Source organism: Escherichia albertii (assembly GCF_028622335.1).
GTDB classification, from domain to species: Bacteria; Pseudomonadota; Gammaproteobacteria; order Enterobacterales; family Enterobacteriaceae; genus Escherichia; species Escherichia albertii.
Genome location: NZ_CP117568.1, coordinates 3,120,127 through 3,133,558, shown reverse-complemented (window position 1 = coordinate 3,133,558; position 13,432 = coordinate 3,120,127). Strand labels below are relative to the sequence as shown.

The 13,432-nt window shown below is 48.0% G+C and carries 10 protein-coding genes and 1 pseudogene; 5 read left to right on the top strand and 6 right to left on the bottom strand.

Annotated elements, in window-relative coordinates:
- The first annotated feature begins 188 nt into the window (after nucleotides 1–188).
- Genes fdnG through fdhE form a run of 4 tightly spaced genes read left to right on the top strand, consistent with a single transcriptional unit; the run spans nucleotide 189 to nucleotide 5,712 of the window.
- Complete coding sequence (gene fdnG, locus PS053_RS15220) at nucleotides 189–3,239, top strand: formate dehydrogenase-N subunit alpha (protein ID WP_273774164.1); 3,051 nt, start codon at nucleotides 189–191, stop codon at nucleotides 3,237–3,239.
- Nucleotides 3,240–3,251: 12 nt separating this feature from the next.
- Nucleotides 3,252–4,154, top strand: coding sequence for a formate dehydrogenase O subunit beta (gene fdoH / locus PS053_RS15215; RefSeq protein WP_059225175.1), 903 nt, complete (start codon nucleotides 3,252–3,254; stop codon nucleotides 4,152–4,154).
- Nucleotides 4,151–4,786, top strand: coding sequence for a formate dehydrogenase cytochrome b556 subunit (fdoI, locus tag PS053_RS15210; RefSeq protein WP_000829019.1), 636 nt, complete (start codon nucleotides 4,151–4,153; stop codon nucleotides 4,784–4,786). The genes fdoH and fdoI overlap by 4 nt, the downstream gene beginning before the upstream one ends.
- Nucleotides 4,783–5,712: a formate dehydrogenase accessory protein FdhE gene (gene fdhE, locus PS053_RS15205; protein WP_000027704.1), complete on the top strand. Its 930-nt coding sequence runs from the start codon at nucleotides 4,783–4,785 to the stop codon at nucleotides 5,710–5,712. Before fdoI ends, fdhE begins: the two co-directional genes overlap by 4 nt.
- A gap of 264 nt (nucleotides 5,713–5,976) precedes the next feature.
- Here fdhE and PS053_RS15200 read toward each other — a convergent pair.
- A pseudogene (locus PS053_RS15200) lies at nucleotides 5,977–6,186 on the bottom strand (CopG family transcriptional regulator).
- A gap of 420 nt (nucleotides 6,187–6,606) precedes the next feature.
- On the opposite strand from PS053_RS15200, the gene PS053_RS15195 reads away from it, so the two are divergent.
- The gene (locus PS053_RS15195; protein ID WP_256879425.1) at nucleotides 6,607–7,452 is read left to right on the top strand and encodes a DUF6708 domain-containing protein; all 846 of its coding nucleotides are present in this window, start codon (nucleotides 6,607–6,609) and stop codon (nucleotides 7,450–7,452) included.
- A gap of 765 nt (nucleotides 7,453–8,217) precedes the next feature.
- Here the strand turns inward: PS053_RS15195 and PS053_RS15190 are convergent.
- The 5 genes from PS053_RS15190 to yihX all read right to left on the bottom strand — a co-directional run bounded on the left by PS053_RS15190 (nucleotide 8,218) and on the right by yihX (nucleotide 13,372).
- Nucleotides 8,218–10,026, bottom strand: coding sequence for a hypothetical protein (locus PS053_RS15190; RefSeq protein ID WP_256879426.1), 1,809 nt, complete (start codon nucleotides 10,024–10,026; stop codon nucleotides 8,218–8,220).
- A 460-nt stretch (nucleotides 10,027–10,486) separates the two neighbouring features.
- Nucleotides 10,487–11,428, bottom strand: a complete 942-nt coding sequence (fabY, locus tag PS053_RS15185) for a fatty acid biosynthesis protein FabY (protein ID WP_001297068.1) — start codon at nucleotides 11,426–11,428, stop codon at nucleotides 10,487–10,489.
- Nucleotides 11,429–11,472: 44 nt separating this feature from the next.
- Nucleotides 11,473–11,910: a D-aminoacyl-tRNA deacylase gene (gene dtd / locus PS053_RS15180; protein WP_256879427.1), complete on the bottom strand. Its 438-nt coding sequence runs from the start codon at nucleotides 11,908–11,910 to the stop codon at nucleotides 11,473–11,475.
- Nucleotides 11,907–12,779: a virulence factor BrkB family protein gene (locus PS053_RS15175; RefSeq protein WP_000916663.1), complete on the bottom strand. Its 873-nt coding sequence runs from the start codon at nucleotides 12,777–12,779 to the stop codon at nucleotides 11,907–11,909. Before PS053_RS15175 ends, dtd begins: the two co-directional genes overlap by 4 nt.
- A complete protein-coding gene (yihX, locus tag PS053_RS15170; protein ID WP_002460585.1) occupies nucleotides 12,773–13,372 on the bottom strand; it encodes a glucose-1-phosphatase in 600 nt (199 codons plus the stop codon). Before yihX ends, PS053_RS15175 begins: the two co-directional genes overlap by 7 nt.
- Nucleotides 13,373–13,432: the final 60 nt, after the last annotated feature.

The window sequence follows — 13,432 nt, the reverse complement described above, 5'->3', positions numbered from 1 at the left end:
TTTAACCAGATGAGAACACACACACCAACATTATGGTATTCTGTTACAAACCCTTCCTGGACGGAGGGAAATTGCGCCAATTCTGGACCTTTGCGGCCCCTTCCGCAAAGAAAAATAACTCCCACTCCCTGCACACGCAGCACGCGAATGTAAATGGGACGTGACAATGTCGAAACAAGGAGCAATCCATGCAGGTCAGCAGAAGGCAGTTCTTTAAGATCTGCGCTGGCGGTATGGCAGGCACCACGGCAGCCGCACTGGGTTTTGCACCCAGCGTAGCACTCGCAGAAACAAGGCAGTATAAACTGCTGCGTACCCGCGAAACCCGTAATACCTGCACCTATTGTTCTGTTGGTTGTGGGCTGCTGATGTACAGCCTCGGTGACGGAGCAAAAAACGCCAAAGCATCTATCTTCCATATCGAAGGTGACCCGGATCACCCGGTCAACCGCGGTGCACTTTGTCCGAAAGGCGCTGGCCTGGTGGATTTCATCCACTCCGAAAGCCGTCTGAAGTTCCCGGAATACCGTGCCCCTGGTTCTGATAAATGGCAGCAAATCAGTTGGGAAGAAGCGTTTGATCGCATCGCCAAACTGATGAAAGAAGACCGCGATGCTAACTACATTGCACAAAACGCCGAAGGCGTGACGGTTAACCGTTGGCTCTCCACCGGAATGCTGTGTGCTTCCGCGTCGAGTAACGAAACCGGCTATTTAACGCAAAAATTCTCCCGCGCGCTGGGTATGCTCGCGGTCGACAACCAGGCGCGTGTCTGACACGGACCAACGGTAGCAAGTCTTGCTCCAACATTTGGTCGCGGTGCGATGACCAACCACTGGGTCGACATCAAGAACGCCAACCTCGTCGTGGTGATGGGCGGTAACGCCGCTGAAGCTCACCCGGTCGGGTTCCGCTGGGCGATGGAAGCCAAAATTCACAACGGCGCGAAGCTGATTGTGATCGATCCTCGCTTTACGCGTACGGCGGCGGTGGCTGACTACTATGCCCCTATCCGTTCCGGTACTGACATTGCTTTCCTGTCAGGCGTATTGCTGTATCTGCTGAACAATGAAAAATTCAACCGCGAATACACCGAAGCCTATACCAACGCCAGCCTGATCGTGCGTGCGGATTACGGCTTTGAAGATGGTTTGTTCACCGGCTACGACGCGGAAAAACGCCAGTACGATAAATCCACCTGGACTTACGAACTGGACGAAAACGGCTTCGCCAAACGCGATACCACGCTGCAACATCCGCGCTGCGTGTGGAACTTGCTGAAACAGCACGTTTCCCGTTATACGCCAGATGTGGTTGAAAACATCTGTGGTACGCCAAAAGACGCGTTCCTGAAAGTCTGCGAATACATCGCCGAAACCAGTGCTCACGATAAAACCGCCTCGTTCCTCTACGCGCTTGGCTGGACGCAACACTCCGTTGGTGTGCAGAACATTCGTACGATGGCGATGATCCAGCTACTGCTCGGCAATATGGGGATGGCAGGCGGCGGCGTTAACGCCCTGCGCGGTCACTCCAACATTCAGGGGCTGACGGACCTGGGGCTGCTGTCGCAGAGCCTGCCAGGTTACATGACACTGCCAAGCGAGAAGCAGACCGATCTGCAAACCTACCTCACCGCCAACACGCCGAAACCGCTGCTGGAAGGCCAGGTTAACTACTGGGGCAACTACCCAAAATTCTTCGTCTCCATGATGAAGGCCTTCTTTGGTGATAAAGCGACGGCGGAAAATAGCTGGGGCTTTGACTGGTTGCCGAAGTGGGATAAAGGCTACGACGTCCTGCAATACTTCGAGATGATGAAAGAAGGCAAGGTCAATGGCTATATCTGCCAGGGCTTTAACCCGGTCGCCTCATTCCCGAACAAAAACAAAGTGATCGGCTGTCTGTCGAAACTGAAGTTCCTCGTCACCATCGACCCGCTGAACACTGAAACCTCCAACTTCTGGCAGAACCACGGCGAGATGAACGACGTGGATCCGACGAAGATCCAGACCGAAGTGTTCCGTCTGCCATCGACCTGCTTCGCGGAAGAGAACGGTTCAATCGTTAACTCCGGTCGCTGGTTGCAGTGGCACTGGAAAGGTGCGGACGCCCCGGGGATTGCGCTGACTGACGGCGAGATCCTCTCCGGTATCTTCCTGCGCTTGCGCAAGATGTATGCCGAACAAGGTGGCGCGAACCCCGACCAGGTGCTGAACATGACCTGGAACTACGCCATCCCGCATGAGCCGAAGTCTGAGGAAGTGGCGATGGAGAGCAACGGTAAGGCGCTGGCCGATATTACCGATCCGGCAACTGGGGCGGTTATCGTCAAGAAAGGCCAACAACTTAGCTCGTTCGCCCAACTGCGCGATGACGGTACAACCTCCTGTGGCTGCTGGATTTTCGCCGGTAGCTGGACGCCGGAAGGTAACCAGATGGCACGCCGTGATAACGCCGATCCGTCTGGCCTCGGTAACACGCTGGGCTGGGCATGGGCATGGCCGCTTAACCGCCGCATTCTGTATAACCGCGCCTCCGCAGATCCGCAGGGTAACCCGTGGGATCCGAAGCGTCAGTTACTGAAATGGGATGGCACTAAGTGGACCGGCTGGGATATCCCGGACTACAGCGCAGCGCCTCCGGGCAGCGGCGTCGGGCCGTTTATCATGCAGCAGGAAGGCATGGGGCGTCTGTTTGCCCTCGATAAGATGGCGGAAGGTCCGTTCCCGGAACACTACGAGCCGTTTGAAACGCCGCTGGGGACTAACCCACTGCATCCAAACGTTATCTCAAACCCGGCTGCACGTATCTTTAAAGACGACGCCGAAGCATTGGGTAAAGCCGATAAGTTCCCGTATGTCGGAACCACCTATCGTCTGACCGAGCACTTCCACTACTGGACCAAACACGCGCTGTTGAACGCGATTTTGCAGCCAGAGCAGTTTGTGGAAATCGGCGAGTCGCTGGCGAATAAACTGGGCATTGCTCAGGGCGATACCGTGAAAGTCTCCTCTAACCGTGGCTATATCAAAGCCAAAGCGGTGGTGACCAAACGTATTCGCACGCTGAAAGCGAACGGCAAAGATATCGATACCATCGGTATTCCAATTCACTGGGGCTATGAAGGCGTTGCGAAAAAAGGCTTTATTGCCAACACGTTAACGCCATTCGTCGGTGATGCAAACACGCAGACGCCGGAGTTTAAGTCCTTCCTTGTGAATGTGGAAAAGGTATAACGGAGACGACATATGGCTTATCAATCGCAAGACATTATTCGTCGCTCCGCGACTAACGGTCTGACCCCCGCGCCTCAGGCGCGGGACTTCCAGGAAGAAGTAGCGAAGCTCATCGACGTCACCACCTGTATCGGCTGTAAAGCCTGTCAGGTGGCATGTTCAGAGTGGAATGACATTCGCGATACTGTCGGCAATAACGTTGGGGTGTACGACAACCCCAATGATTTAAGCGCCAAATCGTGGACAGTAATGCGCTTCTCGGAAGTGGAGCAGGACGACAAACTGGAATGGCTGATCCGCAAAGACGGCTGTATGCACTGTTCCGATCCAGGCTGCCTGAAAGCGTGCCCGGCGGAAGGAGCTATCATTCAGTATGCTAACGGCATTGTCGATTTCCAGTCCGAGCAGTGTATCGGCTGCGGTTATTGCATCGCCGGGTGTCCGTTCAACGTGCCGCGCCTCAACCCGGAAGACAACCGGGTTTACAAATGTACGCTGTGCGTTGACCGTGTGGTGGTTGGGCAAGAACCGGCCTGCGTGAAGACCTGCCCGACGGGCGCGATTCACTTCGGTACGAAAGAATCGATGAAAACGCTGGCAAGCGAGCGTGTGGCTGAGCTGAAAACTCGTGGTTACGACAACGCGGGTCTGTACGATCCGGCAGGCGTCGGTGGTACACACGTCATGTACGTGCTGCACCATGCTGACAAGCCGAATCTGTATCATGGCTTGCCGGAGAACCCGGAAATCAGTGAAACCGTGAAATTCTGGAAAGGCATCTGGAAACCGCTCGCGGCTGTTGGCTTTGCGGCTACCTTTGCGGCCAGTATCTTCCACTACGTGGGTGTCGGTCCGAACCGTGCGGATGAGGAAGAGAATAATCTGCATGAAGAGAAAGACGAGGAGCGCAAATGAAACGACGTGACACCATCGTGCGCTACACCGCGCCGGAACGTATCAACCACTGGATCACCGCCTTCTGCTTCATCCTGGCGGCGGTGAGCGGAATGGGCTTTTTGTTCCCCTCCTTCAACTGGTTGATGCAAATCATGGGCACACCGCAACTGGCGCGTATTCTGCACCCGTTTGTCGGCGTGGTTATGTTTGCCTCGTTCATCATCATGTTTTTCCGTTACTGGCACCACAACCTAATCAATCGGGATGATATCTTTTGGGCGAAGAATATTCGTAAGATCGTCGTCAACGAGGAAGTAGGTGACACCGGGCGTTATAACTTCGGTCAGAAATGCGTTTTCTGGGCGGCGATTATTTTCCTGGTGCTGCTGCTGGTGAGCGGCGTGATTATCTGGCGTCCTTATTTCGCGCCTGCTTTCTCAATCCCGGTGATCCGATTCGCGTTAATGCTGCATTCATTTGCCGCAGTGGCGTTAATTGTGGTTATCATGGTGCATATCTACGCTGCCCTTTGGGTAAAAGGCACGATTACCGCCATGGTGGAAGGATGGGTTACCAACGCATGGGCGAAGAAACATCACCCGCGCTGGTACCGTGAGGTCCGCAAGACAACGGAAAAGAAAGCTGAATGAGTATTCGCATAATCCCGCAAGATGAGCTGGGTTCGAGCGAGAAACGTACGGCGGATATGATTCCGCCGTTATTGTTCCCTCGACTCAAGAATTTATACAACCGCCGCGCCGAGCGTCTGCGCGAACTGGCCGAAAATAATCCGCTGGGCGATTATCTGCGCTTTGCTGCGCTTATCGCCCACGCCCAGGAAGTGGTGCTGTACGACCATCCGCTGGAGATGGACCTGACTGCGCGCATTAAAGAAGCCAGCGCACAAGGCAAGCCACCGCTGGATATTCACGTTCTGCCGCGTGATAAGCACTGGCAAAAGCTGCTGATGGCGCTGATTGCTGAGCTGAAACCTGAAATGAGCGGCCCGGCGCTGGCAGTGATTGAGAATCTGGAGAAGGCATCGACTCAGGAGCTGGAAGATATGGCCAGCGCACTGTTTGCCTCTGATTTCTCGTCCGTCAGCAGCGATAAAGCGCCGTTTATCTGGGCTGCGCTGTCGCTCTACTGGGCGCAAATGGCCAACCTGATCCCCGGTAAAGCCCGCGCAGAATACGGCGAACAGCGTCAATATTGCCCGGTCTGTGGTTCTATGCCGGTGTCCAGTATGGTGCAAATTGGTACCACTCAGGGGCTGCGTTACCTGCACTGCAACCTGTGTGAAACCGAATGGCACGTGGTGCGTGTAAAATGCAGCAACTGCGAACAGAGCGGCAAACTGCACTACTGGTCACTGGATGACGAACAAGCCGCAATTAAAGCCGAAAGCTGTGATGACTGCGGCACTTACCTGAAGATTTTTTATCAGGAAAAAGATCCAAAAGTTGAAGCCGTAGCGGATGACCTCGCGTCTCTGGTGCTGGACGCGCGAATGGAGCAAGAAGGCTACGCCCGCAGTTCCATCAACCCGTTCCTGTTTCCGGGGGAAGGGGAGTAATCTCTGATGTTTTCCGGGTGGCGCAGGTCGCCCGGATTACGGTTGATAGGGTGTGATTACACCATCTCTCGTATTTCGCGTTATCCATTCAAGACCATGCCGCCAGTGCTTGTTTGGCCTCGTTCTTCCCTCCAACACATCAATAAGGTTATTGGTATGTCACTGATGACAAGCGTAAGATTGCCTGATGCGCTGCGCTTATCAAGCCTACCAATAAACTACAATATATTGAGCTTTCAAGGCTTTGTAGGCTGGATAAGGCGTTCACGCCGCATCCGGCATACTTTGCCAGATGCCAGAAACACGGGATATTGCTGTTTGCGATTGATTTTCCATATATTGTTCTATCGCTTCTCGTAATAGGTCTGCACATGGAAGATTGCGCAGCACCTTGAGATCATCAAGTCACTTAATCACCTCATCGGATAACTCGAGTAAAATTCTGCCCATATCCATACCTGCCAGAGGATTCATAATTATTTCACCAATATTATTTTTGAATCTATGTTATCATCTACAACCCGGTAACCAATGACCAAACTATATATGGAAAGATGATATAAGTGATATTGCACGGTTTCCGCTCCCCTCTCTTCCGCTTACATTTACAGCTAACCAACCCACATTTAATTCCAGAGAGTTAGTGGATAAATTATTTTAAAGGCGTAGATATTGTTTCCCTGAATTTTTACGCGGTAATGAAGATTTCAGGTTATATAGCATGATCCTCTGGTGTGGAAAAATTATACTTCCTCAACGATCACGTTATATTTAAATATCAATAGCACACATTCATACTTATTAATATATTCATAACTTAAATGAGTTTATACTTTGACAACCTGACCTGCCATTTGCTATTTTTATTACAATATAATTTATAGAGTTATAATTATGAAAATAAATAAATTTATCTCACATAAAAAAATGAGGCTTTTTTTTGCTCAAGAGATAAAAGCAATTAGCCGCTGGCCATACGGCACAGAAGGTATCGAGTTGAGCCGACTCCCTGGCGATGTTCGCTATAACCTCATTCCACCAGAGGCGCCATGGCACATAGACGTTAACGATGACTACATGGAGTTCAGGCGCTCACCTTTTTGGATGGTATCGGGAGAAGTATTTATGGGATTTATTCTTTCCCTACTGTCAATATCTTTCCTGTTAGTGACCGTAAGTTCATTTTTTGCATTAGGTTATAGTCCTCATTTATTTTTCGCTTATATTGTCACTGCGTTTTTTTGCATTGCTGTCTTACCCAGCGCGGCAAAAATCGCATTTTTAACCCCACATTATCTTCCCATCCGATTTAACAGAAAAACGCAAAAAATTTATGTTGCCGACCTAAAGATAGAAGGTGGTATATTTTTCCGCAAGATAAAATTAACCTTTAGGGAGATGGACTGGAAGGATGTGGAGGCCTGGTCGGTAAGTCGACGTTTTGCTAAAAACTCACCTTATTTTGGGCTTCATCTTGTTGAAAACACCTCGAATGAGATCAGCCTATTAAAACAAACGCGCATGTATGCAACCCGAGCGCCGTGGACAAATGAAGAATGGGAAAGACAAAGAAGTTATATTCCCAAAATCTGGAGCTACTGCCAGCATTACATGGCCTTTATGCCTGTTCCTGATGAATCGACCAAACCGAAGCCATTTGTTTTTTTGAGAAATAATTGGCTATTTAAATGGCCGGAAGAGATGGATGCGCGTTCCAAAAGTTCGGGGGATACGGTTTAGTTATCATGCTCATTCTCCAGCAATAACACCTAAAGAGAAAGTTTACCATCCTGAATGACACAAAAAAGAGTTACATATATTTAGATAAGGAGATACAAACATGATTGAACTGATATCAGATAAACAATCCGACATATTCAATCACAAAGATACCTAATATTTATGATCGTACAATAGTATAGACCAGTTCACACACCATATATATAACAAAGCAAATAAAAGCAAGAGAACATAAAATTTCAATCAAAAATAACACAGTTTCAATTAATAATGCAATTATTCTTATAATCTCCTGTAGATAAACAAGAAGGCAGCCAACTATAAATGCGGGAACACCAATAAAGGCGATCCTGATAATATAGTTCAAGTCAATTGACAGAATTTTATTCATCATAAAAACTGTTACAACAAAACCAACAATAAACAAGCCAAAAGACCAGATTTCCTCATCAGGTTTTGGCGGTGAATATTTTGATAAACGGAGTATCTTCATATACCACCAATCATTCATAGAATAAATATATCGAAGTTTGATGATATAGTATAACCATCAGGTTATAAGCAAGATGTGAATCTAATCTCATTATCAATGTGGCGCTTTCAAACGATAGTTATTTTTATTATTCGATTATATGAGTTCTGAACGCTGGCGCTTTCTGTATACACCCTAACGCAACATGTTTTGCAAATCATTGGCAATCGCTCGCAACAGAGCCTTTGCAGGCTCGGTTGTAGAATTCTGATAACTCCAACGAATATTAATTATCAATTACTCATCGACCCAGTATATGCGTTTGATTTATGGATAAAATCAACATTTTTAAAAAACGAATCTTGTAAAACATCGGTATTTATGTTCCCTTCCAACCCTACATTGAATTTATTGGCAATATGAAGGATACGAATATCAAAAAGATCTTTTAACATCACTAATTCTTCAGTTGTGAGTGATTCACAACTGAAATAACCCTCTTTGTCAAAGAGAGTTTCTATTGTTGTATGCTCAGCGAGGCGCTTTTCAATCAATGTCTGTAACAGAGAGTTGCCAAGAACAACAGAAGTGGTGCGATCTTTCGCAGATTTACACCCCATCATAACAACAACGTTCGTATCACCATTATGACTTTGATTTATCGCCGTAGCTAAAATATTAGTCAATGAGGCAAACGGAACGGAATTCCTTTCATAATTCAATTCCCCCACCATTTCATTCCATTTACGGAAAATCGGGAGATATTTTTCCCGCGCAACATTATCCATCTGGTTAAACAGATCAGCCATGCGGCTTTTAACCATCTCTATTTCCGGTGAACTGGACATGCTCCGCGCATAATATGGGCCTGATGATGTGGCATACATTAATGCCGCACCCACACCTGTCGCCATGATGGGGGCAGCCACGGTTTTGGCAAAGGCGACACTACGGTGGCTATGTGCTTCACAATGTAAAGGTATGTATTCTACTGGCTGCGATAATTCTTCGCATGCCTCTCTTATCATTTCAGTATGTTTTACAAATAACGGTTTTTCACTTCCCGAAACAACCATCTGCTTAATTGCACTAAGAAAACGTAAATCAAGAAGAACCGTTTTGGGTTTATTATTTTTCGGCAGATTTTTCATTATCCCTCCCATAACCTGCCTGGCCGTATATTGATCTTGTTGTACAGCACATAAAATAATTGTTGAAACTTTCTCTACTGCACTATTAATGTTAAACTGCGCCTGCCATACGTTGACGGGCAGATCGAGAATGTCAGAACCAACTTCTCCGGCGGGATATTTATTCGTAATCGACGGACGTGAATCTACGAGAAATTTTAGCTGCAATCTGTGCTCAATATTACCGGCTGTTTTCGTCGTGTGATCAAACATAAAAGCATTACTTCTCATATCATCACACATTTTCTGAATTTTTTCGCGTCTTTCTTGTGGTGATGTAGCTTCAACTTTGAACTGATTATTTTTACCTGTACATTCCGCGACAACAGAGGGAACGTTATCTAAAGTGTCATATAAAATCGTAATGTCACTGATACTTTTGTCATGCAGATAAGTTTGATTAACACTCGAAGTATTTACAAAAAGGTCAATATCATAATTATTTTTAATTTCACCGACATCAAGTAAATAATGCTTACTCTGGAGAACTCCCTCCTTATTTAGTTGGGCATCAATCAGTATTTCTCCCGATTTTGTCACCATATCCTTTCCATAAACCATTTGCATAGCCATTTCGAGGAGGTCTTTATCCAATTGACCACAATCGTTGAGTAATCGGCTACCAAATAATTTATATACGGTTCCCGTCATTGCCAAAGCAGCACTTTCCGGCACTGTTCGTTTCCACAGTGAACCTTCTCTATTTTTGAATAAACTATATTCATTGTTACTCGACAGTCCATGTTTTAGTTCATTTACACAACTGCTCAGTTGCTCCTGAGCATCCATTTTAAGGCGATGAGAAAAATCATTTAATAGCGTTTGCTTCTGTGATTCATTGCTCGAACGCAATTTTTCTAAATTAATTACAGAATAATATTTTTGTTTAATAAGATTAATATCAACAACCATTTTAGCCTCCTGCACATGATTTAATCACAAACGTATAATAGCTTATAACAATTCAGGATAATAAATTGATGATACTAACATGATGACAATCTATTATTTTCACTAATACAAATTACGAAGTCATTTTTTATGATTTTCTGACACTCCATATAAATATCTTAATCAGCAAATATTTTTATATTACTTGCTTGATACCGATTTAAATGGCTATTATGTGGAAAATACTCCATCTGAGCGTACTCCAACTATCAAAAAACGCTCAAATCTGAAGTTATATGATAAATTAAGCATTATCTACGATGATTGTGCAATCATAAGAATTTCCACAAATGATACACATGGACGTTTTTACTGTAATTAATGTTTAGATAAAACTGGAAGAAATAGTCAAAAGCTAACAAATACGTTAGATGTAAATAACCTGAATGGATGAGAGAGGCTTCACCGCCCCCTCCCCCCTCTACTCCTCTTCATTCCCGCCCTCTTCATACGGGCCAAATGGCTTCGCGGGCAGAACGATATACGTACCTTCAAACACCGCACCCGGCGTCTCGTCGCCAAAGATTTCGACCTGCATTTGCACCCGTGCTTTTCGTCCGCGCGCCAGACGGTCGAGATCGCCACTTAACGCACCGAGGTCGGCTACCGCATGGGGTTTTCCGCTAATCGGCTTGCTGTAGCGGATATGCGCATCGGCAAGAATAATCGTTCCGCCGAGGTGGCGTTCGCGCAGCATCAGCCAGATAAGCCCCCAACCGGTGAGCGTTGCCAGCGAGAATAAACTCCCGGCAAACAGCGTATGGTGCGGATTCTGATTGCCGGTTTCCGGCATGGTGGTGATAAATTTTTGCCCGGTATATTGCTGAATGCGCACACCCATTTTTTCGCTTAACGGGATATGTTCATACCACGCTTGCTGGAGCTGGGCGCACCAGTCGCCGCGATGAAGAATATCATCCAGAGTAGCGACAGGTTTAATCATCAGAAAATGGCGAATCGGCGTGGTGGTAGGCGTGGTGATTTCTCCCTGATTGACAAACCCCAGCTTGGCGAAAAACTCCACCGCGTCTTCACGAGCGCTACAAGTCACGCGCTTAACACCTTCCTGGCGCGCTACCGACTCCAGAGTCATCGCCATCAGCGTTCCTAATCCTTTGTCCTGCACGTCGGGATGAACAGCCATAAAGCGAATGGACGCTTCGTTATCGGCATTAATATACAGCCGACCGACCGCCACCAGATTTCCCTGCTCGTCGACGACCATCTGGTGATGCGCCATCGCATCCCAGGCGTCGCGTTCAGAACCTTTCGGTTGATGCAGGGGCTTACGCAACATCTCCCAACGGAACTGATAGTAGCGCTCTAATTCTTCTTCTGTTTGTGGAACCCGAAGGTGATACATAGCGATACTCTCTCTTGTAACCCGTGACAACCCCGGAAGCTGGCTCATACCTGCAACCAGAATGTCACGGGACCGTCATTGACCAGCGATACCTGCATATCCGCAGCAAAGCATCCTGTTTGCGTGTTCATCTCCTGCTGGCGACAGCGTTCGACGAAATAGTCATATAACGCCTCTGCGCGATCTGGCGGAGCCCCTTTGGAGAAGCTGGGGCGCATCCCCCGTTCGGTATCTGCGGCAAGGGTAAACTGGGAAACCACCAGCACACTGCCGCCCGCCTGTTGTACGTTGAGATTCATCTTGCCTTCGGCATCGCTGAAAATACGATAGCCGAGCACGCGCTCGCACAGACGGTTTGCTTTCTGTTCGTCATCATCCTTTTCGACACCCAATAACACCAAAAGTCCCGCGCCGATTTCGCCCGTCACTTCTCCCTCCACGGTGACGCTGGCACAGGTTACGCGTTGAATTAATGCAATCATGGTTCGTCGTCTTCTTCTTGTTCAGCAGCTTGCTTTAGTTTGCGGTATTCCCCGAGAGTGACAGTAATTTCCGCGCCAAGCAAGACGATACACCATGTCCAGTAGACCCAGACGAAGAGAATGGGGATCACCGCCAGCACGCCGTAAATAAGCTGATATGACGGGAACATGGTGATATATAGCGCGAAACCTTTCTTTCCTGCTTCGAACAGGAGTGCGGCGACAAACGCACCGACAATCGCGTCGCGGTTGGGGACGCGGATGGTAGGAACAATGCTGTACAGCAGCCAGAAGGAGATCCACGACAACAGCAGCGGAAAAATACGCAGCACATTGTCGATAACGGTATTGAGATCGCTCGCCCAGCGCAGGGAAAGCAAATAGGAACTGATCGCCAGACTGGCCCCCGCCAGCAGCGGCCCCAGCGTCAGGATCATCCAGTACACCGCAAACGAGTAAATTTTGGGTCGCGCCCGTTTACTTCGCCAGATGGCATTCAACGCACTATCGATGGAATACATCAACAATAACGCCGTGACGATCAGGCCACATGCCCCAACGGCGGTCATCTTGTTGGAATTGGCGACAAACTGTTCGATATATCGCTGAATAACATCGCCAGTAGCAGGCAGAAAGTTGGCGAAGATAAAGTGACGCAGCTGAATGCTGACGTCGGAAAACATGGGAAAAGCGGCGAAAAGCGCAAAAACAACGGCAACCAGCGGCACTAATGAGAGTAACGACACATAGGCAAGATTACCTGCCAGGGTTGTCATGTTGTCCTCATCAATGCGTTGCCAGAGTAGTTTCAGCCAGGCCCATAGCGGACGGGTATGATGCCTGGCTTTATCCTGAATGTTTTTTAGCATAACACCTTCGCGAAATAGTCCGGGATGGTGGTTTTATCTTTCACCAGAATGCTGGTAATGCCCAGTTGATTAGCCCCTTCTATATTATCGGCGTTATCGTCAAAAAAGACCGTATCGTCAGGTGAAAATCCTTCTGCCTGTAAAACATGCTGGTAAATTCGCGCTTCGGGTTTGCGCATACCCAATTCTTGCGACAGATAGATATGGTCGGCAGCATCACGGATTTCCGGGTATTCTTCTGGCCAGAAGGTAGTATGCAGGCGGTTAGTATTGGAAAGCACCACTACGCGATGCCCCTGCTCACGCAGTTTATGCATGATAGCGATCACTTCCGGGCGTAGCGCGACAAATACCGCCTGCCAACCGTGGGAGAACTGCTCATAGCTTAGCGGTAGAGCCATCTCATGACACAGCGCCTCTGCGAACGCTTCGTCACTGATCTCCCCGCGCTCATGCTGATGAAATGCCTCGCCCATATGAAAACTCTTCTTAAGCGTAGCCAGCGGTATACGCGTTAAATCGCTCCACGTTCCCAGCACACGGTTGAAGTCGATATCGACAATCACATTACCTAAATCAAAGATATAGAGCATTTTTGCCTCCTTTCTCGCCACAAGAAATTAACTGTAGCGGGAAAGGATGAGTTTGGCTAT